Below are 26554 nucleotides of genomic sequence, written 5' to 3'. Positions count from 1 at the left end.
TGCCCCTAGAGCGGCGTTGCTGCCTTCAGAACAACGAACAGCGCTACCGCCGCGTTGAGCGCGGAGACCGCGGAGGCGGCCGTGCCCGCCGCGGCGACCAGGGCCGCCAGACCGGCCGGGGTCAGCGCCGGCGGCCAGTGGCGGGCCGGCGGCACGGGCCCGAGCAGTGCCGCCACCCGGCGCGGCACCGGCCCGGGTTCGGGCGCCGCGAAGTGCGCCGGCCCCGCTGCCGGCGCGGGCCGTGTGACCAGCGCCGCCTTGCCCACCGCACGCGCCGTCAGCCGCCGGTCGCCGACCACCTGCGCCGCCTCCTCGTCCGCCCAGCGCTCGGTGGCGAAGGCGACCGCGGAACGCAGCGGCAGCAGCAGCGGGTTGACACAGCCGGCCAGGCGTATGGCGAGCAGATAGCGATGGTGGCGGCAGCGCAGATGCGCGCGCTCATGGGCGAACAGGGCGCGCCGCTCGTCGCCGTCCAGGCTGCGCAGCATGCCGCGGGAGACCGCGATCCGGCCGGGCCTGGCGGGCCGTCCGGGGCGGGCCGGGGTGCCGGGCACGGCGTAGGCGTAGGGCTCGTCGTCCGGCAGCACGACGGGGCCGGTGCCGGCCGGCAGCACGTCCAGCGCACGGTGGGTACGGGCCCGGATGCGGCGGTGCCGGCGCAGCGCGGCGCCGCACACGATGAGCGCGGCGGCCAGCAGGGGAATCGCGGCGACGCCGGCGACCTCGGCGGACGGGACGGCGGCCCGCACCTCGGGGTCCGACCAGCCGTCGGGCAGCGGATTGCCGCGCAGTTGGGCGGTGCCGACGACCACCAGCAGACCCAGGCAGAGCGTGTTGCACAGGCCGAGGACCGCGGCGAGCAGGGTCAGCAGACGGGTGGTGGCGCGCGGGTGGAGGTGCTGCTCCGCGAGCCGGGCGATCGGCAGCGCGGTGAGCGGCAGGACGAGCGGCAGGAACACGAAGACACCCACCGGTCAGCCTCCGCGTGCTTCGTCCGAGGGATGGTGCCGTCCGGGGGCCGGGTCCTCGGCGGTCGCGGGGGCGCCGGCCGTCCCGGCGCCGGCGGCCGCGTCGCGGTCGAGGAGGGTACGCAGCAACTGCTCGTCATGCGCGGAGAGCGCGGAGACGAAGCTGGTCAGCACGGCGTCCCGGTCCGGTTCGCCGTCCAGGACGCGGCGCATCCGCAGTGCGGCGAGCCCGGCCTCGTCGGCGGCCGGGGTCCAGACGTAGGCGCGGCCGGACCGCTCGCGGGTGACGGCCTGCTTGGCGTGCAGCCGGGACAGGATCGTCATCACGGTCGTGTACGCGAGGTCGCCGCCGAGCCGTTCCTGTACCCAGGCGGCGGTGGCCGGTCCCGGCGAGCGGTGCAGCGCGGCCAGCACCTGGGCCTCCAGCTGGCCCTGCCCCCGCCTGCGGGCACGCTCCCGCCCGGAGCCGCCGAAGTTCCCGAAGGACTTCCCGCCCATGCCGTCGCCTCCTGCCGCGCCGGGCGTCCCGGTGGCCGGGACGTCGGGGCATCCTACTGAGCGGCCGGATCCGGGCGGTGGTCCGCGCGCGGCAGCCGGACGCCGCAGACTCCCGACTCCTCACTTCTACACTTCTGTAGATTTTGAGGCTCGCCCGGAGTGCAGGCAACGCCTGGAGGGAGGTCATGGGGGCCCCGGCAGCGGCCGCCCGCACCGCCCGCCCGCCGTCTCGCCTCCCGGGTGCGCCTCCTGCCCATAACCGCCCACAACGGGATGTACAGGCCCACCGCGGGGTACCTTGGAAACACCGGAACCGAAGGATGCCGAGGGACGCCCGGCATTCGGTGAGGTGAGCACCATGCAGACTCTGTGGACCGTGGTCGTGCTGCTGGCGCTGGTCGCGCTGGGGGCGCTGTTCATCGCCCGGGTCAATGCCCAGGGAGCCGGACGGATGGCCGGCCACCGGTACGCGGACTGGAAGCAGTCGATGCGGCAGCGGAAGCACAAGCGGCCGCACGACGATGCCCACCCCGGAACGCCGGTGCCCGGCCCACCGCCGCCCCCGGGGAAGGCGGGTGACGACCCGTGACGTCCACCGCCCGCGATTTCCCGCCGGCACCGGACTATGACGGCACCTCGCCGTTCCCCGAGAGCACCGCCGAGCCCCCGCCGACCAGCGGCCGCCGTATGTACGTCACGGTGACCGGCATCATCGTCGTCGCCCCGTTCGTCGGCCTGGCCGTCGCGATCCCCCTCCTGTGGGGCAGCGTCGTACACCTCACCGACCTCGTTCTGCTGGCCGTCTTCTATGTCATCAGCGGCCTGGGCGTCACCGTCGGCTTCCACCGCGGCCTCACCCACGGCAGCTATACCGCCACCCCCGCACTGCGCGTCGCGCTCGCCCTCGCCGGTTCGCTCAGTTTCCAGGGCGATGTCATCGACTGGGTCGCCACCCACCGTCGCCACCACGCCTACACCGACCGGCCCGGCGATCCGCACTCCCCCTATCGCTACGGCACCAGCCTGCGCGGTCAGCTGCGCGGACTGCTGTACTCGCACATCGGCTGGCTGTTCGGCAACGACCCCACCTCGCACCGCCGCTTTGCGCCCGATCTGCTCGCCGACCCCGGGATCCGCGCGGTCGACCGGGCGTTCCCCGTGCTGTGTCTGCTCACGCTCGGGCTGCCGTTCGGGCTGGGCTGGGCGCTCGGCGGCTCCTGGGTCACCGCGCTGACCGCCCTGCTGTGGGCGGGGTTCATCCGGATCGCGCTGCTGCACCACGTCACCTGGAGCGTCAATTCGCTCTGCCATGTCATCGGTGAGCGGCCGTTCCGCACCCGGCGCCACGACCGGGCGACCAACCTGTGGCCGCTGGCCCTGCTCTCGTTCGGCGAGAGCTGGCACAACCTGCACCACGCCGACCCGACCTGCGCCCGGCACGGCGTCGATCGCGGTCAGCTCGATGTGTCCGCCGCCGTGATCCGGCTCTTCGAACGCCTCGGCTGGGTCCGGGACGTGCGCTGGCCCGACCCCGCACGGGTGGCGGCCCGCCGCACCAGGAGCACCGCATGACCACCACCGGCGGCCCTCCCCCGCATCACGCGCCACCCCCCGTCGCCCGTCTGACCATCGCCCCGCACACCGATACGGTGCGGTGCATCGACGGTGTCTGGTGGCCCCACTCGGCCGACCTGCTGGCCGAACTCCCCGAGCTGCTGGCCGCCCTGCCCTTCGACTGGCCCCGGATCTCGCACGCCACGGTGAACGGCGCGCCCTGGCCCGCCCTGCCCGCCCGGATCCTCGTCGAGGGCCATGTCGTCCGCCTCCGCAGAACCACCGGCCGCCCCGGCCCGGACACCGTCTGCCTGGTCTCCCCCGGCCACGGCCGCTGGGACCTGCTGATCATCCCGCCCGACACCCCCGAGCCCGAGGCCGTCCGCATGATGGCGGAGATGGCGCGCACGGGGGAGCTGGCACCGGCCTGAGCGGGACAAAGCCTCACCGGCCGAGTCTCCGTCCGGACCTGGGTGACCTGGTCGAGGCCCGCGACGCACTCGACGATGGTCGTCTTGCCGGCGCCGTTCGGACTCCCGTGGACCTTGCGCAGCCCGGTGACTTCGACGACTGCCCTCACCCGAGAATCCGCCCCACGCACCCGGTGGCGCCTCGCCCGTCGCGTTCGGAACGGCATCAACCGATCGCTTGACCGCGGTCTGCGACCCGCCGCCGGCCTGCCGTCCGACGGCTGTGGCTACTGCGTACGGGTGGTGTTCATCGGAAGAACGCCGATCCCGGGGCGTCGGTCCGTGAATCTTCCCATTGCGTACTCATCATAAGAAAACGCAACAGAAGCGACGCCATCTAAGCGGTGCACCGGAAGCGGCGCAACTGAAGCGAAGCAACAGAGGAAACACAACCGAAGTGGACGCAACGGATCTCTCGGGGAGATCCTCGATCGAAAGTGAGGGGCCATGGCTGCGACCAAGGTCATGAAGTTCTGGGCGGTGTGCCTTGCCATGCTGGGCAAGCTGCTGGCATCACTGGGTGTCTCCGCGGCGGCATCGGCCGCACGCCGGGATGCCGCACTGTACGAGCGGACCCTGGGCAACGGGAACGCGGGCACCGACGCCCCGGGTGCCGAGGCCCCGGAGGCGGCGCGCTGCGCCGCACCGGACCCTGGGCCAGGGACAGGGACCCCTGCCGTGCCCGCGCCGCGTGCCGTACCGCTGTTCGGCCAAGCCGAGCCCGCCCGGCGGATGTTCGCCCGGCCCGAGCTGCCGCCGACGATCAAGCAGCGCATCAGCGCCGAGGCACATGGAACCTCGCCCGGTCTGCGCAGCCGCAGCCGCACCCGCACCGCTCCGCTGATGGCCGACGAGTTCGACGACTCGGCCGGGACCGCGCTGGACAGCAGTGCCGAGGCCACGCCGGACCGAGGTGCCGAGGCGGATGCACGCTCAGCGGCCGTCCCGGCGGCCCGTCGTCATGCGCACACCGCTCGCGTCGTCTGAACCGGTCGGCAGCCGCTGTGCAGCCGGCCCCACCGGCCCTGAAAAGGGGCGAAACGGCGCGTGACAGCTCCGCGCCCAGGAGACCGGACGCCGACGGATTCCACCAGGAGCACGCAGAGGTGCTCCGCAGGAAGCGCGCACTTGTGATCCACCGGCAGCGTGCAGACGGGATCCACCGGATGCATGGGGATCCGGTCCACCGAGGTATCCGGATCTGATCCACCCGATACGGACCCGGACGCCAACGCCGAGGCTTGAGCCAGGCTTCGATGCAGAGGCCCGAGCCAGACGTCAACACAGAGGGCGACGCAGTGGTCGGCGACGAAGCGCAAGCCGATCACGAAGCGCAAGAGGACGACGAAGCGCAAGACGACATGTTCCACGTGAAACATCCGCAGACGTGAACCACCCGGAGATGCCCGAACACCCACAGACTTGAACCACCCGCGATACGCCCGGAGTTCTACCGCTCAGCCCCCGACCGGGGCGCCGGTCCCCGGACCCCCTCCCAGCTCCAGCCCGAGCTCCGCACGCAGCGCACGCGTGTCGGGCTTTCCGTTGGCAGTGAGCGGGAAGTGGTCGACGACATGGACCGCATTGGGCTGTTCATACTCCGCCAGGTGCTCGGCGAGCCGCCGGCGCCAGGTGAGCGGGGCCGCACCCTCGGGGTCGGCGACCACGAAGTGCAGTGCACTGCCACGGCGTTGGTCCTCGACCGCCAGTACCTTCACCGGCCGGCCACCGGCCTCGGCACGGCGTTCCAGGCTCTCGGGGTAGAGCGTGAAGCCCAGCCGGTGCACGGCCTGATTGCGGCCCACCACCCGCACGGTGCCGTCGGCGTCGACGCTGCCCAGGTCGGCCGTCGGATACCAGCCGTCCGGGTCGACCGGTGTGAGCGAGCCGTCCTCCTGGAGGTAGCCGGCCATCAGTCCGGGGGAGCGCACCTCGATGCCGCCGAGCTCGCCGGGGCGGGCAGCCGTGCCGTCGGGGCGCATGACGCGCAGCCGTACGCCGGGCAGCGGACGCCCGCAGCCGTGCGGTGCGTCGGGGGTCGCCAGCGCGACATTGCCGAGTTCCGTCAGACCGTAGCCGTCCAGGAGCGGGCGGCCCATTGTCGTGTGGAAGGTCTCGGCCAGCGGGGCGGGCAGCGGTGCACCGCCCACACCCCAGAGCCGTACGCCCGCGAGCCCGGCGCGTACCTCCGGGCGGCGGCGCACCACGCCGAGGAGCGAGTGATACGTGGACGGGGCGGCGTCCACGGCGGTGGCGCCGTGCGCCGCGGCCTGGCCGACGGCCGCGTCGAGCCGCTGGTAGGGGGTGACCAGCAGGGTGCAACGGGCCAGCCACCACAGCAGGATGACGGAGAGCCCGTACTGGTGTGAGAAGGGCAGCAGGGGCGCGAGGACGTCGTCCTCCCGGTAGCCCATGGCCTGGATGGTGCGCAGTGAGTTGTCGAGGACGGCCCTGCCGGGCTTGATGATGCCCTTGGGCCGCCCGGTGGTGCCGGAGGACCACAGGACGAGGGCGTCGGGGCGGCGGAACCAGGGCGCCAGATCGACGGCGGCGGGCGGCGGCGGGGCATCGGTGGCCAGCCGCGGGTAGTGGATGACGCGCCGGTCGGGGATGCCGGGGAAGCCGGCGGCGCGGTCGGCGGCGGTGACCAGCCAGCGGGCCTGGGCCTGACGGCCGGCCGCGGCGGCGTCGGCCGCGGAGACCCGGTGGTCGAGCGGGATGAGGGAGGTGTCGAGCTGCATCAGGGCCAGCAGTGTGACGACATAGTCGACGCTGTTGTCACCCTGCACCAGGACCCGGTCGCCGGTGCGGAGGCCGAGCTGCCGTAAGGCGTGTGCGGTGGTCCGTATCCGGTGGCCGAGCGTCGGGCCGTCGAGGCGGCCGGTGCCGCCGAGCGGGGCAGCGGTGCCGTCGACGAGCCGGGCGGCGGCGACCGGAGGGGCGATGGTGTCGGTCATGGGTGCTCCGATCCCGTGGTGTCGAGCGGGCGCCGGGCGGGCCACGGTGTGGCGGCCGGGCACAGCAGCGTGGACGTGGTGGTGGCCACCCAGGCGCCGCCCTCGTCGCGGAACTCGCAGTCGAGGGTGAGGAGTGGGCGGCCGGCGAGGGTGGTGGCGGCGGCAAGGCGCACGGTCGCGTGCAGGGTGTCGCCGGCGTGGGCGGGGCGGGCGTGGCGCAGCGTCTGCGCGCGGTGCACGGCGCCCTCGGTGGTCGGGAAATCCGGTTGGGCGGCGAGGAGTTGGTCCTCGGCGTCGGTGGCGAGGGTGGCCAGGTAGGTGGGCGGGGCGATGATGTCCGGGTGGCCGAGGGCGCGGGCGGCGGCCGGATCCGTGTACGCGGGGTGGGGGTCGCCGAGCGCGGCGGCGAAGGCGGCGATCCGCTTCCGCTCGATGGCGTACGGGCCGCAGCAAAGGGTGGTGGGCGCCGCCGCTCTCTCCGTCATCGCCGCTCAGTCGCCGATCATGTGGTGCCCGCCGTCCGCGTGCACGATCTCGCCGGTGGTGGCGGGCAGCCAGTCCGACAGCAGCGCCACACAGGTACGGGCGACCGGCCCGGCGTCCTGCGGATCCCAGCCGAGCGGGGCGCGGGTCGCCCAGCTCTTCTCGAAGGACGGCCCGTCACCGCCGATACCGCGCGCGGCCAGAGTGCGCAGCGGGCCGGCCGCGACGAGGTTGGCCCGTATGCCCTGGCCGCCCAGGTCGCGCGCCAGATAGCGGGAGCAGGCCTCAAGTCCCGCCTTGGCGACGCCCATCCAGTCGTAGCCGGGCCAGGCGCGGGAGGCGTCGAAGTCGACGCCGACGACGGAGGAGCCGGGGCGGAGCAGCGGCCGGCAGGCCATGGTCAGCGCGACCAAGGAGTACGTCGAGGTGTGCAGGGCGGCGGACACATCGCGCCACGGTGCGGTCAGGAAGCCGCCGTCCAGGCAGTTGGCGGGGGCGTTGGCGACGGAGTGCAGTACGCCGTCGAGGCCGTCGAGGTGCTCGCCGACCCGGTCGGCGAGGGTGCTGAGCTGCTCTTCGTCCGTGACGTCCAGCTCCACGACGGGGGGCACTTCCGGCAGCCGCCGGGCGAGCCGGGCCACCAGACTCGGCCGCCCGTAGGCGGTGAGGACGATCTTGGCGCCCTCTTCCTGGGCGAGCCGTGCCACCGCGTAGGCGATCGAGCTTTCGGTGATCACACCGGTGATGACCAGCTGCTTTCCGTCGAGCAGACCGCTCATGCGGTTCCTCCGTCTGACTCATTCTCGACTTCAGAGTCACTGAACATAACTCAGAAGCATTGTCCTGGCTTGGTCTTGATAGACAGTCGTTGACAACTTATCGGACCTCCCGTTGACTAGAGTAGTCAAGCATAGTCAAAACAATGACTCGCGTGTCACGGGGGACTCGGATGCCGCGCCGGAGCACGTTGCTCCTCGATGTCGCCGCCCCCCGCCGAGGTGCCGCAGCCCGCCGCGGGCCGCCGCGTGCGCCGCACCCGCACCGCACGGCCCCGGGGCCGCACCCTCCATCAGCACCACCCCGAACTCCTCAGAGAGGTGACCGTCATGACCGTCCCGACCCGCGAAGAGATCGTTGCTCAACTCGCCGAGATCCTGCACGAGGTGGCCGGCGTGGTGCCGGCCGAGGTGACCGAGGAGAAGTCCTTGGTCGAGGAGCTGGATGTGGACTCGCTCGCGATGGCCGAGGTCATCGTCGTGGCGGAGGAGCGCTTCGGGGTCGAGCTGCCCGAAGAGGAGATGAAGGACATGCGCACGGTTTTGGACATCGTGATCCGGGTGGAGAAGCAGTCGGCGTCCTGAGTGCGGCCCCCGGCCGGTGCGCTTCCGCCGACCGCGCCACACCGGCAGAAGCGCACCCGTGCAAGGGATGTGAATAAGAGGCGGATTGCCGTCAACTGACGATCGACCAGTCCTCGACTTGCGGCCGCCCCGGGTTCACCGCGTCCCGCCGGTCCGTACGTTGGCGAAATCTGGTAATGCCGCCGGGTAAAACGAGGTTGATTTTCGGTCGTCGCTTGTTGACGCAGGCATAGACCAGGGTTACCTTGAAGATCTCCGGAGGGTGAATCAAATCGACTCGGTGCACTGCTTTCTCGGATGTGACCATTCCGGAAAGGAGACATGGTGCGAGGGGATCTATGCGGGGGGACCAGCTTTCCTGTGGCGCACATTCGCTCAACCACGACATCCCGGCCAACGCGCCCCGAGGGGACGCCAGTTGGGATCCGTCCCGCTCATCCGAATTAGCCGACGGCTGTTTACATATATTCTCGAACGTCCCCGGTGACATTCGACAACCCGACTCTTTAACGGAATTTCTCGGCCGACTGCTGCATTGTTCCCCGAGCGATATTCCGGTGACCAGGGACGGCTTCGGGCGACCGGTGTTCGCCGAACCGCCCGCCACGACCGGCTGGCCGGTGGGCTCCCGCCTTTGTCTCGACGCCGGTGCGGACACGGGCCGGCAGTTCCTGGTCCTGACCCGGGACCTCCCGGTGGCCCTGTCCGTGCACACCGTGCCGCGCGGACCGGTCAGCGAACTGCTGCTTCCCTTCACGCCGTTGGAGCGCGGCTACGTCCAGGAGGCCCCGGTGGGCCGGCGGGCACAGCGACTGGCCCAGCTGTGGACCCGCAAGGAAGCGGCGCTGCGGCTGACCGGCCGGGGCGAGCTGGCCGCCGCCGACGCGATCGACGCGCTGAGCGGCGCCCGGGAGGGCAAGATCGTGATCCCCGGTTCCCCCGCACGCCCCGGCGGCACCGCCTACGTCCGCGATCTGCCCGCCGGCCCGCGGGCCGTGGCCTGCGCGGCGACCTCCGCTCTGGCCCCCGAGGTCCGGCTCTGGCGGGCGAACTCCCCTGACGGGCACGCCCATACGCACGGCGGCCCGGCGGCCGAGGCGGGTACCGCCGCCCAGGCCACGGATACCGCTACGGCATGAGTACCGCGTGCGGATCCGGTCCCTCGCCCGCCCGGCCCCCCGCGCTCAGCTCACGCCAGCTCTCCAGCGCCAGCCGGAAGGCGCCGGCCTTCTCATAGCCCTCGGCGGCCTCCTTGAAGTCGGCCTCCGCGGCCTCCTGGCCACCGTCCGCGCGATGGGCGCGGGCCAGGTGGAGCAGACAGCGGGCACGGTCGAGGGGCGTCAGCCCGCTGACATCGGGGTCGATCGCGGCGGCGTGCCCGGAAGCCGCCGCCGGCGCATGGCGCCGCAGTGCCGCGGCCGTCTCCAGGACGGCCAGCCAGGTCCTGGCGGGCGGGGTGTCGACGAGCGCGGCGGCCTGCCGGGCCCGCTCCAGCAGGGCGTCGGCCTCCTCCGCCGGGCCCGCCGCGAGCGCCAGCAGCGTACGGGCGCGGGCCAGTCGCAGCCGCAGCCGCATACCGTCCGTCGCGGCGAGCAGTTGCTCCGCCTCGGCCAGCAGCTCCAGCGCCCGGTCCGGGTGCCCGCCGAGATACTGCGCACCGGCCACCGCCCACAGCGCGCTCGCCCGCAGTTCACCGGCCGGCAGGGGGGCGACCTCCGCCTGCAGCTCCGCCCCGAGCTGCTCGGCGCGGCTCCACTCCCCGCTGTCGACGGACACGGACAGCAGCGCCACCCGGGCCTGTGCCCGCTCCGGGCGGCCGGGCTCCAGCTCGCCGGTGACCCGGACCGCTTCCTCGGCGAAGCGGACCCCGTCCGAGAGACGGCCCGCGGCGCGCAGCAGCTGGGCGAGTTCGATGGCGACGCGGGCGTGCAGCACGGGCGCGGAGCGGGTGAGCGGATCGTCGAGCAGCTGCCGCAGCGCCGCTTCATGGCGGGCCGGGTCGTCGAGCCGCCCGAGGACGGTGGTCAGTTCCCAGTGCGCCTCCCAGCGCACCTCGTCCTGACCGGTGCCGGCCTGCTCCACCACGGACTCCAGCTGCCGCCTGGCCGCCGGCCAGTCACCGGCCAGCTGGCTGGCGCGGGCGGCCACCAACTGGCCGACCAGGCCGAGGCGTCGGGTCAGTCGGTCGCCGGGCTCGTCGGTGGCGCACAGCGCCTCGACCGTCGTGCCGAGGCGCTCCGCGATGGACCGGGCGATCTTGGCGCCGGGGATTCTGCGGCCGTTCTCGACCAGCGAGACATAGCTGGGGGAGAGATCGTCCGCGGCGAGGTCCCCCTGGGACAGACCCTGAGCGCGCCGGACCTCCCGCACTCGCTTACCGAAAGCAGGCTGCTCAATCGTCAAGAAAATCGCTCGCAGTTGAGTGGGGCGGACGGACGGTGACGGGGGCGCGACGGCTGCGGACAGAGGGAACGTGATGGCCGCGAGTCTACTCATCGCGGGCCCGCTCAGGGGTGCCTGTGGACGACCTGCCTCCCGGCCGGGAGTCATTTTTTGTCACTTGCGGAGCTTGGCATTCCCGTTGGCCGTATATGGGCATTGCGACAGCTGGGAGGCCAGCTCGTGGGCGCTGTGCCGGGCAGGGCGGGGGGCTGGGGCACCTCGCGGACCTCCCGGAAGCGGCGCCGCTTGTCATATGAGGCGGTCGAGTGCAATGACTTTGCTTGACAATAAATGACAATTGGCTGACGCTGACCCTCCATGGACTACGCCCCGAGGAGGGACATATGAGCTCCGCTCCCGCATGGCCGACCGTGGCCGCCGAGCCGGAGGCCAGCACCGACAGCCGGCGCGCGGCGGCCTTGCACCGGGTCCGGGACTTCCTGGTCAACGACGCCGGTACCGTGCACGAGCTGCTGTGCGAGATCTCCACCCACAGCGCCGCGCGCTACGAGATCGAGTCGACCATTGCCACCCTCGACGGGGCCCTGGACGAGGTGGCCGCCCACCGGCCCGGCCGGGTCCCCCGGCTGGCCGCCTTCATGCCGTCGAACGTCATCCTCTACTCCTACGCCCTCTACCTCCTGGTCCCGGCGCTCTACACCGACCGGCTGGTCTTCCGTCCCTCCAGCCGGGTCAAGGACCAGATGCTCCGGCTGCACACCCTGCTCGCCGAGCGGCACGGTCTGCCGATCACCCTCACCGGCGCCAGCCAGCGGGAGTTTGTGCAGGACCACGTACGCCCCGCCGATGTCGTCGTCTTCACCGGCGCCTACGCCAACGCCGAACAGATCCGCGCCCAGCTCTCCCCCGGGCAGCTCTTCCTCTTCCTCGGCTCCGGCGTGAACCCGTTCGTCGTCGCCCCCGGCGCCGATGTCGAGCAGGCGGCCCGCGACGCGATCGCCGTCCGGGTCCTCAACACCGGCCAGGACTGCCTGGGCCCCGACCTGTTCAGCGTCCATGACTCGCTGCTCGACCCGTTCGTGGACGCCCTGGTCAGCGAGCTGAAGGGGCTGCGGTACGGCCCGTACTCCGACCCGGAGGCGGACTTCGGGCCGATCTTCTACGAGAGCGCGCTGGAGGACGGGGCACAGTTCCTCGCCCGCAACCGCGCCGGCATCGTGCACGGCGGGCATGTCGACTTCCGCGCCCGGCGGCTCGATCCCACCGTCGTCGTCGGTGCGGAGGTCACCCCGCGCACCCACGTGCCGGAGTTCTTCGCCCCGATCTTCAATATCGCCGGCTACCGCGACGAGGGTGCGCTGGCCGCGACCCTCACCACCGGCATGTTCACCGAACGCGCCCTGGGCTCCAGCGTCTACGGCCACGCCCCCGGCCTCGTGGCGGCGCTGCGCCGACGCACCACCGTCACCCTCGACACCACCTTGCTCTCCATCGACAACGGCAACGCCCCGTTCGGCGGCTACGGCCGGATGGCCAACTACATCGCCGACGGCGAGGACGTGCGGGCCGAGCCCGTCCTGATCTCCAAGGCCGTCGCCGCCTACCGTCCGGGAGCCGGCCGATGACCCCTGCCACCCACCCCACCGCCTGGGCCGCCATCGCCGACCACCTCCACCACCTGGGCACCGACGTGGTGTTCGGGCTGCCCGGCGACGATATGGCGCTGCTCGGCGAGCTGGAGCGGTCCGACACCACGGTGGTGCTCTGCCGCGACCAGCGCAACGCCCTGTTCATGGCGACCGGTTACGCGCTCGCCGCGGGCCGCCCCGGCGTCTGTGTGATCGGCAAGGGCCCGGCGCTGACCAATGCGCTGACCGGTGTCCTGGAGGCGCGCTCCGCCGCCGCGCCGCTGATCCTGATCGCCGACGGCACCCGGCTCGACCGGCTCGGCACCGGCGCCTTCCAGGAGCTGGACCAGCTGACCGCGATCCGCCCGTATGTGAAGTGGGCGACCCGGGTCGACCATCCCGAGCGGCTGCCCGGGGCCCTGGAGAAGGGCGCCGCGCTCGCCGTCAACGGCGCCCCGGGGCCCGTCTACCTGGAGCTCGCCGAACAGATCGCCGCCGAACCGGTCCCCCGCAGCGGGCCGTGGCGCCCGGCCACGCCCCAGCGGCCGGCCCCGGACCCGGACGCGCTGGCCGCCACCGCCGCGCGGATCGCCGCGGCCGAGCGGCCGTTGCTGCTGGTCGGCGGCGGGGCCCGGCACCGCAACACCGGCCGCCGGATCGAGCAGCTCGCCGAGCGGCTCGGCGCCGGCCTCTTCAGCACCGCCTCCGGGCGCGGCACGGTCGCCGAGGACCACCCGCTCTACTGCGGCGTCAGCGGCCTCTACACGGTCGCCCCGATGGACGCGCTGTGGCGCGAGGCGGACCTCGTCATCGCGCTGGGCAGCCGCCTGGAGGAGACCGCCACCTTCGGCTGGCCCGAGGAAGCAGCTCAACTTCCGGTCATCCAGGTGGTGTTGGGTGAAGAGAACCTGGTCATGGAGCGGCCCGGCGGCTATGTGCTCGGCGACGCCGGACGGATCGTCGACGGCTGGGCGGGACTGCTGGCCGGTCACCGGGCCGCCGACGCCTGGCCGGCGCGGGTCCATGCGGCGCGGGCCGCGCTGGTGCAGCGCGCCGCTGACCGTGCCGAGGAGGCCGCCAAGACGGTGACCGAGGGGGCCGTGCCGGTCGCCCAGGTACTGGCCGCGCTCGACCGCGCCGTCCCCGCCGACCGGGTCCTGGTCCAGGAGAACGGCCTGCAGGACATGTGGTCGTACTTCTTCCCGCACTGGTCGCTGGGGTCCGGCGGCGGCTCCGTGGTGCCCAGCGAGCAGACCCCGCTCGGCTTCGGCGCGGCCGCCGCGGTGGGCGTACGGCTGGCCGAGCCGGCCGGGCGGCCGGTGGTCGCGGTGGTCGGCGACGGCGCCTTCAACCTCTTCCGCGGCGAGCTGCCCACCGTCGCCGACGCGGGCGTCGCCGTCCTCTACGTCGTCCTCGACAACGGCGGCTACGGCTGGCTGCAGTCCAACCTCGACCGGGTCTCCGGCACCGGCTCGCGGTTCGCCTTCACCCGCTCCCGCCCGACCGGTACCGAGGGCCTGACCGGCGCCTATGGCCTGGGCTACCGGCGGGTGACGGACGCCGACGAGCTGCCCGGGGCGCTGGCGGACGCCTGGCGGCGGGTCGCGGCCGGGACCACCACCGTGGTGGAGGTGGCGACCGCGCTCGCCGACACCCCGCCCGGGATGACGGCCTCCGCGGGGGACTTCCCGGAGCGGGAAGGCCACTAGGGCCGGCCGCCTGTCTGCGGAGTCCCGTCTGCCTCGCGGCGTCCGGCACGCACTCCCCCACGCCTGAAAGGCGCGGGGGAGCCCTCGTCCGCGTTGTCGGGATCGTCCCAGTACTCGGTACCCGGTACCCGGTATCGGGGCCCCTCCGCCTTGCGATCGCACGCACCGACGCCGTGAGGCCCGTCCTACGGGCGAACCACGGGACGTTGACGACAGGCCCTGGGCCGTGGGTGAGGCGACAACGCGGCGACGAGCCGTACCCGGGGCACCTCCCAGCGTGAGCCGGGGGAGTGTCGCGGGCCCGCGCTGATCCGAAAGGCCGGCCCGTCGCCGGCTGCCGCCTTCCCTGTCCCCGGACCCGCACCACTGCGGCCGGTCGCCGTCGCGGCGGAAGAACGCTCCTCCGCGACGGCGCGACGCCCGTGGCGGTGCGGGCCCGGCGGCAGTTGGGACGGCAGGCAGGACGGCAGGCGTATCGCGTACGCCCGGTTCCCGGCGGGGGTGGTCGCGTGCCCGGTCCCCCTCCGCCCCGGGGGTGGCCGGAGGGGGCCGGGCACGTCTTCTTCGTACGGAGGGAGCCACGCCGAGGGCGTGCCGGGGAGGCACTCCGTTCCGTACGGATCGGTGTCAGGTCTTGGTGCGGAACTTGACGACGGCCGCCGGGGCGGTGAGCGCGGTGAGGCCTGCCGACCACACCAGCGTCCAGAGCGCCGGGCCGGCCACCGGGCCCTCGCCCAGGGCGAGTCCACGGGCGGCGTCGGCCATGTGGGTCAGGGGGTTGAAGCGGGTGAAGGTGTACAGCCAGTCCGGCATGGTCGAGGTCGGTACGAAGATCGAGGAGCCGAACTCCAGCGGGGTCAGCACCAGGACCGAGAGCCCCTGGATGGCCTGCGGGGTGCGCAGGGTCAGGCCCAGCAGCATGAAGCCCCACACCAGTGAGGTGCCGAAGAGGGCGGTCAGGCCGATCGCGGCCAGCAGACCCGGCAAGTGCGCGGTGACGTCGAAGCCGAGCATCGCGCCGACGATCAGCAGCACCGTGATGGCGACCAGCATCCGGCCGGTCTCCACCACGACCTTGGCCACCAGCACCGAAGAGCGGGAGATGGGCATCGTGCGGAAGCGGTCCATCACGCCCGTACGGAAGTCGTCGTTGACGCCGACGCCCACGGCCATGGCGATGGTCATGCCGAGGATCACCATCAGCCCCGGGACCAGGAAGGCGGTGTACTGCGCACGGTCGCCGCCGGCGCCGATCGAGCCGCCGAAGACGTAGACGAACAGCAGGGGCAGCACGATCGGCATCAGCAGCGCGTCGGACATCGACGTCGGGTTCTGCCGGATGTGGAGGAAGTTGCGGCGGACCAGCGCGCCGGTGTGCCGCACCGTGGCCCACAGGCCGATCCGGCCCTCGTCGCGGAGCGGGGCGGACGGCCCGGAGCGGGGCAGGACCTGAGCGGACGTCACGGATTCTCCTCCGCTCAGGCTCGGTTGCGGCGCTCGTCGAGCCACTTCTGCCAGTACGTGCGGCGGTCGCTGTCGGGGTGGGCGACGACGATGTCACCGAGGACGGCGGAGCCGGTGATGCGCACGAGCGGGGTGACGGCTTCCGGGCCGGCGTGCTCCCGGGTCAGATCGCGCAGATCGCCGAAGACCTTGCTGCAGTTCATCTCGACCCGGACGCCCTCCGGGAGCACCAGATGCACATCGCCGACGAGCGCGCGGGCCGCGATGGTCAGCTCGCCGGTGGACGGTGCCGGGGAGGCGCACAGGTCGAGGGTGAGATCCCCGAAGACGGCGGTCGCCTCGATGCCGTGTTCCAGAACGGGGCTGTGGTGGACGAGGTCGCCGAACGTGGCGCGGAAGGTGCGCTGTCCCGTCGGATCCGTCGATGCGGGGGGTGTCACATGCGGCAGATCCTCGCCGACGGACATCAACTCCGCGCGGGTACGCGCCAGATAGGCCGCCTCGGACCGCTCGGCCAGCTCCTCCAGGGTTAACCGGCCCTCCACGGTGGCCTCTCTGAGCTGTTCGACCATGTTCTCGCGTTCGGCGTCCGAGGCCAGCACCGACGGCGAGGAGGTGGAAAGGGACGCCAAATCCTTCTGCAGATCAGGGCGTTGGGGCTGCGTCATGGGTGGTGCCTCCGCGGAGTCCGGCGGTGGTGGGGCGCTTGCTGCGTCATCCGACCACGTCACCGGGGAGGTGTGCATCGCCGTGCGGTAGTACATCGAAAGGTTGACCCACGGCGCCGCGGCACACAGTTCGGTGTACCCGGCGGCCGGTTTTTCGGCGGGTACACCGGTCTCTCGTGGGGGTGCTGTGCGCAATCCGCCGAGCCCATCGAAATGATCTCGGCGGACTCGGTGAAGACCGATGACGGAATCCGAATAGCGGTCGACTTCTTCTTGACTGCTTGGTAAAGTGACTAGCACTCATTGTGACTCGGCGCTTTGATGCAGCCGGCCGGGGCCATCCACTGTTCGAAATCCGGAGGGTTTGTCGAATGCCTGAGCTGGCGGCCACCGGGAGGAGAATCAAAGAGCTTCGGGTCGGCGCTGGAATGACACAGCACGACCTTGCCGGGTCCGACATGTCGTCCAGCTACATCTCGCTCGTCGAACGCGGGAAGCGTATTCCCAGCGGCCGGGCACTCAAGATCCTGGCGGAACGCCTCGGCGTCGGCGTGGACGAAATATCCGGCACCGCCGAGCAGGCCGAAACCACCGGCCGGGTCCGCAGGCTCGACCTCGTCGGGCGATTGGTGGCGGCGCGCAGGCAATGGGACGGCGGTGACGCCGAGGGCGCGCTGTCGGAATTCCGCGCACTGGCCGAGATGGGGCCGGCCGCTCGGCAGGACGACGTATTTACCGAGGCGCAGCTCGCCATTGCCGAAATACTGGGCACACTCGGCCGCGCGGACGAGGGCGCCGAGGTCCTGCTGCGGATGCTGGACGCGCTGGCCCCCGCGCCGTACGCCGAGCCCCGGCTGCGCGCCCTGATCGCGCTCGCCGATCTGCTGGAGTCGGCCGGCCGGGTCCAGGACGGGCTGCGCTACGCGCTCACCGGCTCCCTCGAATGCGCAGATCAGCGACCGGGCACCGGATTCCACTCGCTGCTGGTCCTCGATGTGCTCACCCGCTGCGCCTATTGGAGCGGCTGCCCGGACTGGGCCCCCGATACCGACCACGGCCGGCCCTCGGCGGACGGTGTGCTCCCCGGTCCGCGCGCCGCCATCGATCTGCACCGGGCGCTCGACCTGCGCGACCGGGGCGAGGCGGAGCGCGCCGTCGCCCTGCTGGGGGAGTGCGCGCGCCGGGTCACCCCCGCCGCCGGCTTCCCGCTCTGGGAGAAGATCAACGGCCATTACGCCCTGCTGTTGCTGCACCGCGGCGAGACGGCACAGGCCCGCAGCATCGTCGAGCGCGGCCTGGTCGTGGCCTCGGTGGCGCAGGAACCGGAGTTCCCGCTCTGGCTCACGGCCGCGGAGGCGGTCTGCGCGGAGGCGGCCGGTGACACCGGCCGCGTCGTGGTGCTGGGCGAGCGGCTGGCCGCGCTGCCCGATACCGGCCGCAGCCATGAGAAAGCCGCCGCGCTCTGGGAGATCGCGGCGGCATGTGAGCGGGTGGGGGACCGGGAAAGGGCGGCCGGACACTTCCGGTATTCCGCCGAGCTGTTCCGGCGGGCCCAGGCGTACCGGCACGCCGAGCGGGCCCGGGAACGGCTGGCTGATCTCATCGAAAAGCGGGACTGACGACCACCGGGGTCTCGGTGCCGCCGCGGCGCAAATGCCGTTATTGCGCGCAATGCGCGTTTATTTATTAGCTTTCTTTCCCAATCCCAGTAGCGCGAACAAGGCCTCCGCGCCGCCGATGATCGCCAGGATCAGCCCGGCCTTGTGGAGCGAGACGATCGGGGTCTCCACTTCCTTTGTGGTCAGCCATAGGACCAAACCTACGATCGCCAGAACAATGCCTACGGCAATACCCTTCATGGGTTCCCCTCGTTCCTTGTGATGTGTCGGAGCTCGTTGTACGGACCAGCGTCCCGCCCGGCCGGCACATTCGGATCATCCGCAGGTAGGCACTTTCCGCCCCGCCGTCTGTCACTTTCTATGTACTCCTGGCCTTGCCGGGGGGAGGTGTGGGGGCACCGGCGGGGGCACCGCGGGGCCGCCATGGACCGGCAGAGCCCGCCCCCAGCAGGGGTTCGGCGGGTGTGGGCGGCGGCCCGGCAGTGAGTCGGCGGCGGCCCGGCGACGGCTCTTCCCCGGCCGCCGCCGCCCGCCGTCCGCGCCCCCGGCCTCCCCGTCAGCGGCAGTCGCATTCCCGCCAGAGTCAATTTTCATGACTCGGTCAGTCATCTCGTTGAGAGCGTTTCCGCTGGTACGAGGCCTGCGGGTCGGTCGATGCGGAGAACCGTGACGGACGACCTTCCCAGAGAACTGTTGACAGGCCAATGACTCGCCTGTCATGTTTCTGGTCATGAGGACGCCCCAAGCGTGACAACGGGGCAGAAAAGTAGGAGGCGGCTTTCATGGAGTTACGCGAGGATCGGCGGCGCGTTGTCGTCACCGGCTGCGGCGTGGTGTCCCCCGTGGGAAACACCACCGCGGACTTCTGGGCCGCCCTCCTGGACGGCCGCAGCGGCCTCGGCACCGTCACCCGCTTCGACGCCTCGGACCTCCCGGTCCGGATCGGCGGCGAGGTCACCGGCTTCGACACGACCGGCTACCTCACCCCGCAGGAAGCCCGGCGCAGCGACAGCTTCACCCAGTACGCGGTGGTCGCCGCCGCCCAGGCCCTGCGGGACGCCGGCCTCGAACCGCCCGTTGGCATCGACCCGTACCGCTTCGCCGCGGTGATCGGCTCCGGTTACGGCGCCGCCTCCGCGATCCAGCAGCAGTACGACGTCCTCAAGAAGCAGGGCCCGCGGCGGGTCTCCCCCTACCACTCGGTCCTCACCGCCATCGACCACCCGGCGAGCCTGCTGTCCATCAAGTACGGCATCGGCGGCCCCAGTTGCGCGGTGTCCGCGGCCTGCGCCACCGGCGCGGTGGCCATCGGCGAGGCGGCCGAGCTGATCCGCCACGGCCGCGCCGATATCACGCTGGCCGGCGGGGCGGACGATTCGCTCACCGCCGTCGACCTGGCCGGCACCGCCAACGCCCAGGCCCTCTCCCGCCGCAACGACGACCCCGAAGGCGCCAGCCGGCCGTTCGACCGGGACCGCGACGGCTTTGTGATGGCCGCCGGTGCCACCGTCCTGACATTGGAGGAGGCCGGGCACGCCGAGCGCCGCGGCGCCCCGATCCTCGCCGAGGTGGCCGGTTACGCCGCGACCACCGACGCCCACCACCCGACCGCCCCCGACCCGACCGGCGCCGGAGCCATCCGCGCGATGCGTGGCGCACTCGCCGACGCGGGCTGCGCCCCCGAGGACGTCGGGCAGATCAGCGCCCACGGCACCGGCACCGTGCTCAACGACCGCATCGAGGCCGCGGCGCTGCGCGAGGTGCTCGGCCCCGACCAGCTGCGCCGGACGCCGGTCACCGCCGTCAAGAGCATGACCGGGCACATGCTCGGCGCCTCCGGGGCCGCCGAGGCCGCCGCCGCGGTGCTCTCGCTCCGCGACCGCAAGATCCCACCGATCCGTAACTGCGACCACCCCGAGGAACCGGATCTCGACCTGGTCATCAAGGGTGCCCGCGACTGGGACGGCGACGTGGTGCTGAGCAATTCCTTCGGATTCGGCGGACACAACGCCGTACTCGTACTGACCCGCTACACCGGCTGAGGAGGGAGACGCACCGTGCAGGGACGACTGGTGACCTTGGAATGGCCCGGCGACGACGACTGGGCCGCGATCGCCTCCTGGCTGCGGCCCGGCTCGCCGGCCGCCGTGCTCAGCGGGGACTGGGAGCTGCTGGGCGCCGCCGAGGTCGAGCAGGCCAACCGCTCGGGACGGGTCCACCATCTGGTGATCCGTACGAAGGACGGCGAGGGCATCGGCACCGTCAGCTACCAGCGCAGCGGCCGGATCGGCGGCTTCACCGTCGGGGGCGCGATCGGCTCCCCCGAGCTGTGGCGGCGCGGCTATGGCGCGGAGGCCGTCGTCCTGCTCGTCGACTACCTCTTCCACCAGCTCGACGCGCACCGCGTGCAGGTCACCACCGCCGGCTACAACAAGGGCATCATCCGGCTGATGACCAAGACCCGGTTCGTGGTCGAGGGCATCCTGCGCGACCACTGCTATCTCGACGGTGCGTATCACGACTCCATCGTGTGGGGGCTGCTCCGCGACGAGCACTACGCCTCGCTGAAGCCCAGCGCCGACAACCGCGTACTGGCCGTGGGACTCGCCGACTTCGTGGACGAGGACGACAAGACCCAGGCCCGCGCCATCCTCGCCGAGCATCTGACGACGACCCGCCGCACCGCGCTCGCGGGGTTCCTGGACGACGAGACCACGCGCCACGACGAGACCACGCGCCACGACGAGGCCACGCCCGGCAGCGCCGGCGGGCCGCACGGCACCGTCCTGACCCCCGAGCCGGCCCCGGCCGCCGCACCCGCCCGAGGTGCCGCATGAGAGACGGCGCCGAGAGCTTCGCCCTGGCCGACCGCACCTTCTTCGACTGGCCCGGCAACTGGGACCTGGAAGCCACCCGCTTCCCCGCCCCGCCGCTGCCCGACGGCTGGACCCGCGACGACAACGAGGCCTGGACCTTCTGCCGTCCCGCCGAGGACCAACTCCCCGACCAGGGCTGGAAGATCCACGTCAGCGCGGCCCCCGACGACGCCCGCCGCACCCTCGCCGACGTCGCCGCCTATTGCACCCGGCACGGCATCGCCTTCAAGTACCTCAAGAGCGCCAACGTCCTGCGGGCCCTGAGCCGCAAGTACGCCCAGCGCTCCGCCGCCGGGAAGCTGCTGACCGTCTACCCCGTGGACGAGGCCGAGCTGGCCCGCACCCTCGAAGGACTGGACGCGCTCGTCGGCGGCCGTCCGGGCCCGTACGTCCTGACCGACCTGCGCTTCCGCCAGGGCCCGCTGTACGTACGCTACGGCGGCTTCCGCACCCGCTACATGGAGGACGGCGACGGCGAGCTGGTGACGGCCTTCCGGCGTCCCGACGGCACACCGGAGCCGGACCGCCGGACCCCGGTCTTCCACACCCCCGACTGGGTGGCGGTGCCGGACATCCTCAAGGACTCGCTGGCCGCCCGGCAGGCCGTGGACGACTTCCCGTACCGGATCACCGGGGCGCTGCAGTTCTCCAACGGCGGTGGCGTCTACCGCGCCGTCCCGGCCGGCGCCGACGCCCCCGGCGCCGGTGAGCGCAGCGTCGTCCTCAAGGAGGGCCGGCCCTACTCCGGGACCGACGGCGTCGGCCGCGACGCGGTCAGCCGGCTCGCCCACGAGCACCGGATGCTGGAGCGGCTGGCCGGACTCCCCGGGATCCCGCGCACCTTCGGCACCCTCCAGGTCCGCGACCATCTCTTCCTGGTCCTGGAGGACATCGCCGGCCAGGACTTCCAGACCTGGCTCGCCGCCCACCACCCGCTGACCGTCCCCGATCCCGACGAAGGCGCCGTCGCGCGCTACCGGGACCGCGCGCTGACCCTGCTCGGCCGGATCGAGGCGCTGGTCGCGGCGGTCCACGCCCGCGGCATCCGGATCGGCGACCTGCACCCGGGCAACCTCATCATCAAGCCCGGCGACATCCCCGTCCTCCTCGACTTCGAGGTGGCCGACGAGGCCGACCGGGCCACCCCGAGCAGCCTCGGCGCCCCCGGCTTCCACCGTGCCGACGCGACCGGCACCGACGGCGACCACTACGCGCTCGCCGCCATCGGACTGTGGCTGTTCCTGCCGCTGGCCGCGCTCGGCGGCCTCGCCCCCGACAAGGCACCCGCGCTGCTGGCCACCGCCGCCGAGCGCTACGGACTGCCGGACCACCTGGTGTCGCGGCTGGCTCCGCAGCTGGCCCCCAATGACGACACGACCTCCGAACTGGCCTGTCCACCAGGCCCGTGGCCGCCCTCCGACCTGCTCGCCTCCCTGGGCCGCGGGCTGCGCGACAGCGCCACCCCGCACCGCGAGGACCGGCTCCACCCCGGCGACTTCGAGCAGTTCATCGAGGGCGGTGCCGGCTTCGGACACGGCGCGGCCGGTGTCCTGTGGGCCCGGCACACCGCGCTCGGGGAACGCGACGAGGAGGGCGCGGCCTGGCTGCGCGCCGCCGTCGACCGGGTACCCGCCGAGCGGATCGGCTTCTACGACGGCCTGCACGGAATGGCCTACGTCTTACAGGAGCTGGGCGACGAACAGGGCGCGCTGCACGCCCTCGACCGGGCCGCCGGCCGGCTCTCCGTACGCCACTGCCCCAGCCTCTACCGCGGCCTGTCGGGCGTCGGCCTGAACCTTCTGCACTTCGCCGCCGCACTGGACAGCGACGCCCTGCGGCAGCAGGCCCTCGGCCTCGCCGACCGCGTCACCCAGCGGCTGACCGCGGCCCGCGGCGAACCGGTCGCCCGCAAGCGCCGGCACGGCTCGAAGGATGCCGCCGGGCTGATGTACGGCTGGTCCGGCGCCGCACTCTTCCTGCTGCGCGCCCACCAGGCCACCGGGGACACCGCACTGCTGGACGAGGCGGTACGCGCCGTCCACCGCGACCTCGACCGCTGCTCGCCCGGCCCCCAGGACACCCTCCAGGTCGACGAGGGATTCCGGTTGCTGCCCTACCTGGACAACGGCAGCGCCGGGATCGCCCTGGTGGCGGCCGAGCTGCTGGACCTGCGCGACGACGACCGGATCCGCGAGGCGCTGCCCGCCCTGCTGCGCGCCTGCGCCGCCGACTTCGTCATCGAGTCCGGGCTGCTGGGCGGCCGCGCGGGACTGCTCGCCACACTGGCGGCGCTGCGCGGGCGGGTGCCCGTGCCCCCGGAGGCGACCGAGCGGTATCTGCGCCGCCATCTGACCAACCTCGGCCAGCACGCCATGACGCGGAACGGAGCGACGGTCTTCCCCTGCGACGGCCGCGCCCGGATCTCCATGGACCTGGCCGGCGGTGGCGCCGGAGTGCTGCTGGCGCTGTCCGCCTCCGAACGGGGCACCCCGCTGCTCCCGTTCCTCACCGACTCGCGCTCCGCGGCGGCCGTTCACTCGGCCGCCCCGGGACGCGGCGGCGGCGCCACGAGCGCCGCCACCCCCACCGCCCCGTCCGGGGCAGCGGGCACTGCGCACCACGGAAGGGAGGTGTCGTAAATGACCATCATGGACCTTCAGGGCCTGGAGGTGCCGGGCGAGCGTGACGCTCAGGCGCTCGGCTCCACCGTCAGCGGCGGCTGCTGACGCGACGCCGGGCGGGCCATGCATCTGGCATGCACGGCCCACCGGCTCCAGGTGTCCCGCAACGGCACCTGGCACGTCATCACCGTGACCGATCACCACGACGAGTCCTCGGGAGGAGGTGTCGTACATGACCATCATGGATCTTCAGGGTCTGGAGGTGCCGGGCGAGCGTGACGCTCAGGCGCTCGGCTCCACCGTCAGCGGCGGCTGCTGACGCAGCCGATCACATGGTGTGGGGTCTCCACCACGCACCGTGTATATCACCGTACACATGTCCACCGATCCACGGAAGGGAGGTGTCGAGATGAGCATCATGGATCTTCAGGGTCTGGAGGTGCCGGGCGAGCGTGACGCCCAGGCGCTCGGCTCCACGATCAGCGGCGGCTGCTGACACGGCGCCCGGTGGTCCCGTGCTTCGGCACGGGCCACCGGGCCCCTGTGTTTTCCGGACAAGGGCCCACGGACGGAGGCCAGTTGAACGACCATGCTGACGCGGTGCGCACCCTCTGCCTCATCGGCTGCGGCCCGCGCGGTGCCTCGATCGTCGAGCGGATCCTCGCCAACGTCCCCGCCCTGTACGGCGACCGCCCCCTGGACCTGCACATCGTCGACCCGTACCCACCGGGCGCGGGCCGCACCTGGCGCACCGACCAGCCCGGTCTGCTGTGGATGAACTCCGCCGCCGAGCAGGTCACGATGTACCCGGACGAGAGCGTGGAGTGCGCCGGCCCGCCGCGCCCCGGCCCCACCACCGCCGGCTGGCTCGGCTCCCCGCTCCACGACGGCGCCTACGCCGCCCGCCGCGACCAGGGCCGCTATCTGCGCCATTTCTTCGAGACGGTGACCCGCGAACGGCCCGCCTCGGTGCGGCTGTTCGTCCACCGGGCCCGGGTGACCGATCTGCGGCGCACGGCCGACGGCGGGGCGGCACCGGACGGACGGGGCCGCCAGCAGGTGATCCTCGACTCCGGAGAACCCCCCTTCCTCGCCGACCGGGTGGTGTTCGCCCAGGGCCATACCGAGACCCTCGCCGCCCCCGTGCCGGCCGGTCTGACCCGGATCGGCCCCGGGCCCGCCGACCCGGACGCGCTGGAGCGCATCCCGCCCGGCGCGCCCGTCGTCGTCCGTGGCCTCGGACTGGTCTTCATCGACTGTGTGGCGCTGCTGACGGAGGGCCGCGGCGGCCGCTTCGTCCGCACCCCCGGCGGCCCGCTGCGCTATCTGCCGTCCGGGCGCGAGCCCCGCCTGTACGCCGGCTCCCGCCGCGGCGTCCCCCTGCCGCCGAAACCGGCTCACACGGCGCCGGCCACCCCCCTGGCGCCGCCCGCCGCCCCGCGCTTCGCCACCGTCGAGGCCTGCCGGGCCCTGCTGTCCCGGCCCGGTGCCTCCTTCGGCCGCGAGGTCTGGCCGCTGGTGGTGGCCGAACTGGGCTGGGCCCACTACCGCGCGCTCTTCGCCGGACAGCCCGCCCGTACCCGTATGACCTGGCAGGACTTCGACGCCCAGTACACGCTGCTGCTCACCGACGCCGACCGGCTGGCCAAGCTCGCCCGTGCGGCGGTGCCCGACCCCGCCGACCGGTTCGACCTGGAGCGGCTGGCCGCTCCGCTCGCCGGGCTGCACTTCCCCGGCACCGACGCGCTGCAGCGGCAGTTGCGCGGCCACCTCGCCGAGGTCCTGCGCGGCCGTACCGGTCCGGCGCGCGGCGTCGACACCGCGCTGGTCGACGCCCTGCAGCGGGCCGGCGTGGTCATCGAGGAGCTGTGGCGCTCCGGCGGCCTGGACGCCCCCCAGGTCGCGGAGGCGCTGGACCGCTTCGCGATCGGCACCTACCTCAGCTCGGGCCCGCCGCCGCTGCGCGCCGAGCAGCTGCTGGCGCTCGCCGAGGCGGGGATCGTGACGTTCGTGGGGCCCGGTATGCGGGTGGAGACCGTGGCCGGAGACGGAGACGGAGACGGAGACGGAGACGGAGACGGGGGCGGGGCCGGGGCCGGGGAGCGGGTCCCGGGCGGCGGTGTGTTCCGTGCGGCCAGCCCTGCCGTTCCCGGTGCCGTCCACGAGGCGGCCGTCCTCCTCGACGCCCGGCTGGCGGCCCCCGGTCCCGGCGAGGCCGCCGACCCCCTGCTGGGTGCCCTGCTGTCCCGCGGTGAGCTGGTCCAGGACGGCACCGAGGGCGGTGCGGGCGGCATGCTGCGGCTGTCCGGTGCGGGACTGCACCCCGTCGACGCGTCCGGCACCGTGCACCGGGACCGGATCGTCGCCGGGCCGGCCCAGTTCCCCCGTCCGCACACCAACGCCGTCTACTTCCGCCAGAACGACGCCCTGGCGCGCCGGCTGCTCACCGACGGGTGACGCGGGGGGCCGCACCCCCCCGCACGCGGCCCGTTCAGCCCTGCAGGGCGATCCCGTGCTGCTGTGCCAGGATCGCTGCCTGCACCCGGCTGCGCAGATGCAGCTTCGACAGAATGCGGCTGGTGTGTGTCTTCACGGTGCCCTCCGCGAGGTTGAGGGTTTCCGCGATGGCGCTGTTGGCCAGCCCGCGGGCGATACAGGCCAGCACCTCCAACTCCCTTTTGGTGAGGGTGTCGAGGGCCTGCGCGGCGCCCTCCGGGAGTGTGGGGCCCGCCACCGGCGGGCGGCCGGCGAACTCGGTGATCAGCCGCCGGGCGATGGCCGGGGTGAGGAACCCGTCCCCGTGTGCCACCTCCCGTACCGCGCTGACCAGTACGGCCGGTTCCGCGTTCTTGAGGATGAAGCCGCCGGCCCCGGCCCGTAGCGCCCCGAAGATGTACTCGTTGAGGTCGAAGGTGGTCAGCACCAGCACCTCGGCGAGTCCGCGCTCCACGATCCTGCGGGTGGCCGCGACCCCGTTGAGCTGCGGCATCTGTACGTCCATCAGCACCACATCGGGCCGCAGCTCGGCGGCCATCCGGACCGCGGCCGCACCGTCACCGGCCTCGCCGACCACCGTGATGCCCGGGTCGGTCTGCAGCACCAGGACCAGCCCGGACCGCACAGCGGCCTGGTCATCGGCCACCAGCACCCGTATGCCCTCGGGCCGGCCCACCGGGGCCTCCGCCGGCGCACCGGCCGGCCTGCCCCTCCGCTCGTCCGCCATGAGTTCCTCCACTGGCTGCTCCACCTTTCTCGTCACCCCCGTTGGTTTCGGA

General features: G+C 72.7%; 26 protein-coding genes. 16 read left to right on the top strand and 10 right to left on the bottom strand.

Annotation, left to right across the window (positions count from 1 at the left end):
* Positions 1–5: 5 nt before the first annotated feature.
* Positions 6–971 (bottom strand): M56 family metallopeptidase, encoded by a 966-nt coding sequence (locus tag ACGFWI_RS25885; protein ID WP_393908409.1) that lies wholly within the window; start codon positions 969–971, stop codon positions 6–8.
* A 3-nt stretch (positions 972–974) separates the two neighbouring features.
* Positions 975–1466: a BlaI/MecI/CopY family transcriptional regulator gene (locus ACGFWI_RS25880; RefSeq protein ID WP_393908408.1), complete on the bottom strand. Its 492-nt coding sequence runs from the start codon at positions 1464–1466 to the stop codon at positions 975–977.
* Positions 1467–1824: 358 nt separating this feature from the next.
* Between ACGFWI_RS25880 and ACGFWI_RS25875 the strand changes: the two genes are divergently transcribed.
* The 4 genes from ACGFWI_RS25875 to ACGFWI_RS25860 all read left to right on the top strand — a co-directional run bounded on the left by ACGFWI_RS25875 (position 1825) and on the right by ACGFWI_RS25860 (position 4477).
* Positions 1825–2055, top strand: a complete 231-nt coding sequence (locus ACGFWI_RS25875; protein ID WP_393908407.1) for a hypothetical protein — start codon at positions 1825–1827, stop codon at positions 2053–2055.
* Positions 2052–3038 (top strand): acyl-CoA desaturase, encoded by a 987-nt coding sequence (locus ACGFWI_RS25870; RefSeq protein ID WP_393908406.1) that lies wholly within the window; start codon positions 2052–2054, stop codon positions 3036–3038. The genes ACGFWI_RS25875 and ACGFWI_RS25870 overlap by 4 nt, the downstream gene beginning before the upstream one ends.
* Entirely contained in the window at positions 3035–3451 is a 417-nt protein-coding gene (locus tag ACGFWI_RS25865; RefSeq protein WP_393908405.1) for a DUF5994 family protein, read from the top strand. Before ACGFWI_RS25870 ends, ACGFWI_RS25865 begins: the two co-directional genes overlap by 4 nt.
* 486 nt (positions 3452–3937) lie before the next feature.
* Positions 3938–4477 (top strand): DUF6344 domain-containing protein, encoded by a 540-nt coding sequence (locus ACGFWI_RS25860; protein WP_393908404.1) that lies wholly within the window; start codon positions 3938–3940, stop codon positions 4475–4477.
* A gap of 470 nt (positions 4478–4947) precedes the next feature.
* Here ACGFWI_RS25860 and ACGFWI_RS25855 read toward each other — a convergent pair whose 3' ends face one another.
* From ACGFWI_RS25855 to fabI, 3 genes are read right to left on the bottom strand one after another with little or no spacing between them, the layout of a single operon-like run.
* Complete coding sequence (locus tag ACGFWI_RS25855) at positions 4948–6447, bottom strand: class I adenylate-forming enzyme family protein (protein ID WP_393908403.1); 1500 nt, start codon at positions 6445–6447, stop codon at positions 4948–4950.
* Entirely contained in the window at positions 6444–6932 is a 489-nt protein-coding gene (locus ACGFWI_RS25850; protein WP_393908402.1) for a MaoC family dehydratase, read from the bottom strand. The genes ACGFWI_RS25855 and ACGFWI_RS25850 overlap by 4 nt, the downstream gene beginning before the upstream one ends.
* A gap of 6 nt (positions 6933–6938) precedes the next feature.
* On the bottom strand, positions 6939–7709 hold the full coding sequence (fabI, locus tag ACGFWI_RS25845; protein ID WP_393908401.1) for an enoyl-ACP reductase FabI: 771 nt from the start codon (positions 7707–7709) through the stop codon (positions 6939–6941).
* Between the two features lie 327 nt (positions 7710–8036).
* Between fabI and ACGFWI_RS25840 the strand changes: the two genes are divergently transcribed.
* Positions 8037–8291, top strand: coding sequence for an acyl carrier protein (locus ACGFWI_RS25840; protein WP_393908476.1), 255 nt, complete (start codon positions 8037–8039; stop codon positions 8289–8291).
* Positions 8292–8848: 557 nt separating this feature from the next.
* Positions 8849–9430, top strand: coding sequence for a hypothetical protein (locus ACGFWI_RS25835; protein ID WP_393908400.1), 582 nt, complete (start codon positions 8849–8851; stop codon positions 9428–9430).
* Here the strand turns inward: ACGFWI_RS25835 and ACGFWI_RS25830 are convergent.
* Entirely contained in the window at positions 9420–10661 is a 1242-nt protein-coding gene (locus ACGFWI_RS25830; RefSeq protein WP_393908399.1) for a helix-turn-helix domain-containing protein, read from the bottom strand. The genes ACGFWI_RS25835 and ACGFWI_RS25830 overlap by 11 nt on opposite strands.
* 416 nt (positions 10662–11077) lie before the next feature.
* On the opposite strand from ACGFWI_RS25830, the gene ACGFWI_RS25825 reads away from it, so the two are divergent.
* Together ACGFWI_RS25825 and ACGFWI_RS25820 are read left to right on the top strand one after the other, a co-directional pair.
* Positions 11078–12319 carry an aldehyde dehydrogenase family protein gene (locus tag ACGFWI_RS25825; RefSeq protein WP_393908398.1) on the top strand — a complete coding sequence of 414 codons (1242 nt, stop codon included), beginning with the start codon at positions 11078–11080 and terminating at the stop codon, positions 12317–12319.
* Complete coding sequence (locus ACGFWI_RS25820) at positions 12316–14031, top strand: thiamine pyrophosphate-binding protein (RefSeq protein ID WP_393908397.1); 1716 nt, start codon at positions 12316–12318, stop codon at positions 14029–14031. Before ACGFWI_RS25825 ends, ACGFWI_RS25820 begins: the two co-directional genes overlap by 4 nt.
* 627 nt (positions 14032–14658) lie before the next feature.
* Here the strand turns inward: ACGFWI_RS25820 and ACGFWI_RS25815 are convergent.
* Positions 14659–15495: an ABC transporter permease gene (locus ACGFWI_RS25815; RefSeq protein WP_393908396.1), complete on the bottom strand. Its 837-nt coding sequence runs from the start codon at positions 15493–15495 to the stop codon at positions 14659–14661.
* Positions 15496–15509: 14 nt separating this feature from the next.
* The gene (locus ACGFWI_RS25810) at positions 15510–16163 is read right to left on the bottom strand and encodes a DUF1707 domain-containing protein (RefSeq protein WP_393908395.1); all 654 of its coding nucleotides are present in this window, start codon (positions 16161–16163) and stop codon (positions 15510–15512) included.
* 371 nt (positions 16164–16534) lie between these two features.
* Between ACGFWI_RS25810 and ACGFWI_RS25805 the strand changes: the two genes are divergently transcribed.
* Positions 16535–17782, top strand: a complete 1248-nt coding sequence (locus ACGFWI_RS25805; RefSeq protein WP_393908394.1) for a helix-turn-helix domain-containing protein — start codon at positions 16535–16537, stop codon at positions 17780–17782.
* Between the two features lie 60 nt (positions 17783–17842).
* On the opposite strand, the gene ACGFWI_RS25800 is transcribed toward ACGFWI_RS25805, so the two are convergent.
* Positions 17843–18022 carry a DUF5708 family protein gene (locus ACGFWI_RS25800; RefSeq protein ID WP_030075520.1) on the bottom strand — a complete coding sequence of 60 codons (180 nt, stop codon included), beginning with the start codon at positions 18020–18022 and terminating at the stop codon, positions 17843–17845.
* A 542-nt stretch (positions 18023–18564) separates the two neighbouring features.
* On the opposite strand from ACGFWI_RS25800, the gene ACGFWI_RS25795 reads away from it, so the two are divergent.
* The 7 genes from ACGFWI_RS25795 to ACGFWI_RS25765 all read left to right on the top strand — a co-directional run bounded on the left by ACGFWI_RS25795 (position 18565) and on the right by ACGFWI_RS25765 (position 25736).
* Positions 18565–19824: a beta-ketoacyl-[acyl-carrier-protein] synthase family protein gene (locus tag ACGFWI_RS25795; protein ID WP_393908393.1), complete on the top strand. Its 1260-nt coding sequence runs from the start codon at positions 18565–18567 to the stop codon at positions 19822–19824.
* 15 nt (positions 19825–19839) lie between these two features.
* Entirely contained in the window at positions 19840–20619 is a 780-nt protein-coding gene (locus ACGFWI_RS25790; protein WP_393908392.1) for a GNAT family N-acetyltransferase, read from the top strand.
* Entirely contained in the window at positions 20616–23297 is a 2682-nt protein-coding gene (gene lanKC / locus ACGFWI_RS25785; protein ID WP_393908391.1) for a class III lanthionine synthetase LanKC, read from the top strand. Before ACGFWI_RS25790 ends, lanKC begins: the two co-directional genes overlap by 4 nt.
* On the top strand, positions 23298–23384 hold the full coding sequence (locus ACGFWI_RS25780; protein WP_199838955.1) for a class III lanthipeptide: 87 nt from the start codon (positions 23298–23300) through the stop codon (positions 23382–23384).
* A 127-nt stretch (positions 23385–23511) separates the two neighbouring features.
* The gene (locus ACGFWI_RS25775; RefSeq protein ID WP_199838955.1) at positions 23512–23598 is read left to right on the top strand and encodes a class III lanthipeptide; all 87 of its coding nucleotides are present in this window, start codon (positions 23512–23514) and stop codon (positions 23596–23598) included.
* 57 nt (positions 23599–23655) lie between these two features.
* Positions 23656–23775 carry a class III lanthipeptide gene (locus ACGFWI_RS25770; RefSeq protein ID WP_260639602.1) on the top strand — a complete coding sequence of 40 codons (120 nt, stop codon included), beginning with the start codon at positions 23656–23658 and terminating at the stop codon, positions 23773–23775.
* An 83-nt stretch (positions 23776–23858) separates the two neighbouring features.
* A complete protein-coding gene (locus ACGFWI_RS25765; protein WP_393908390.1) occupies positions 23859–25736 on the top strand; it encodes an FAD/NAD(P)-binding protein in 1878 nt (625 codons plus the stop codon).
* A 34-nt stretch (positions 25737–25770) separates the two neighbouring features.
* On the opposite strand, the gene ACGFWI_RS25760 is transcribed toward ACGFWI_RS25765, so the two are convergent.
* A complete protein-coding gene (locus ACGFWI_RS25760) occupies positions 25771–26526 on the bottom strand; it encodes a response regulator (protein ID WP_393908389.1) in 756 nt (251 codons plus the stop codon).
* Positions 26527–26554: the final 28 nt, after the last annotated feature.

Source organism: Streptomyces sp. NPDC048434, assembly GCF_043200375.1.
Classification (GTDB): Bacteria; Actinomycetota; Actinomycetes; order Streptomycetales; family Streptomycetaceae; genus Streptomyces.
Note: the sequence above shows the minus strand (reverse complement) of the source record. Positions and strands in the feature narration are given on the sequence as shown.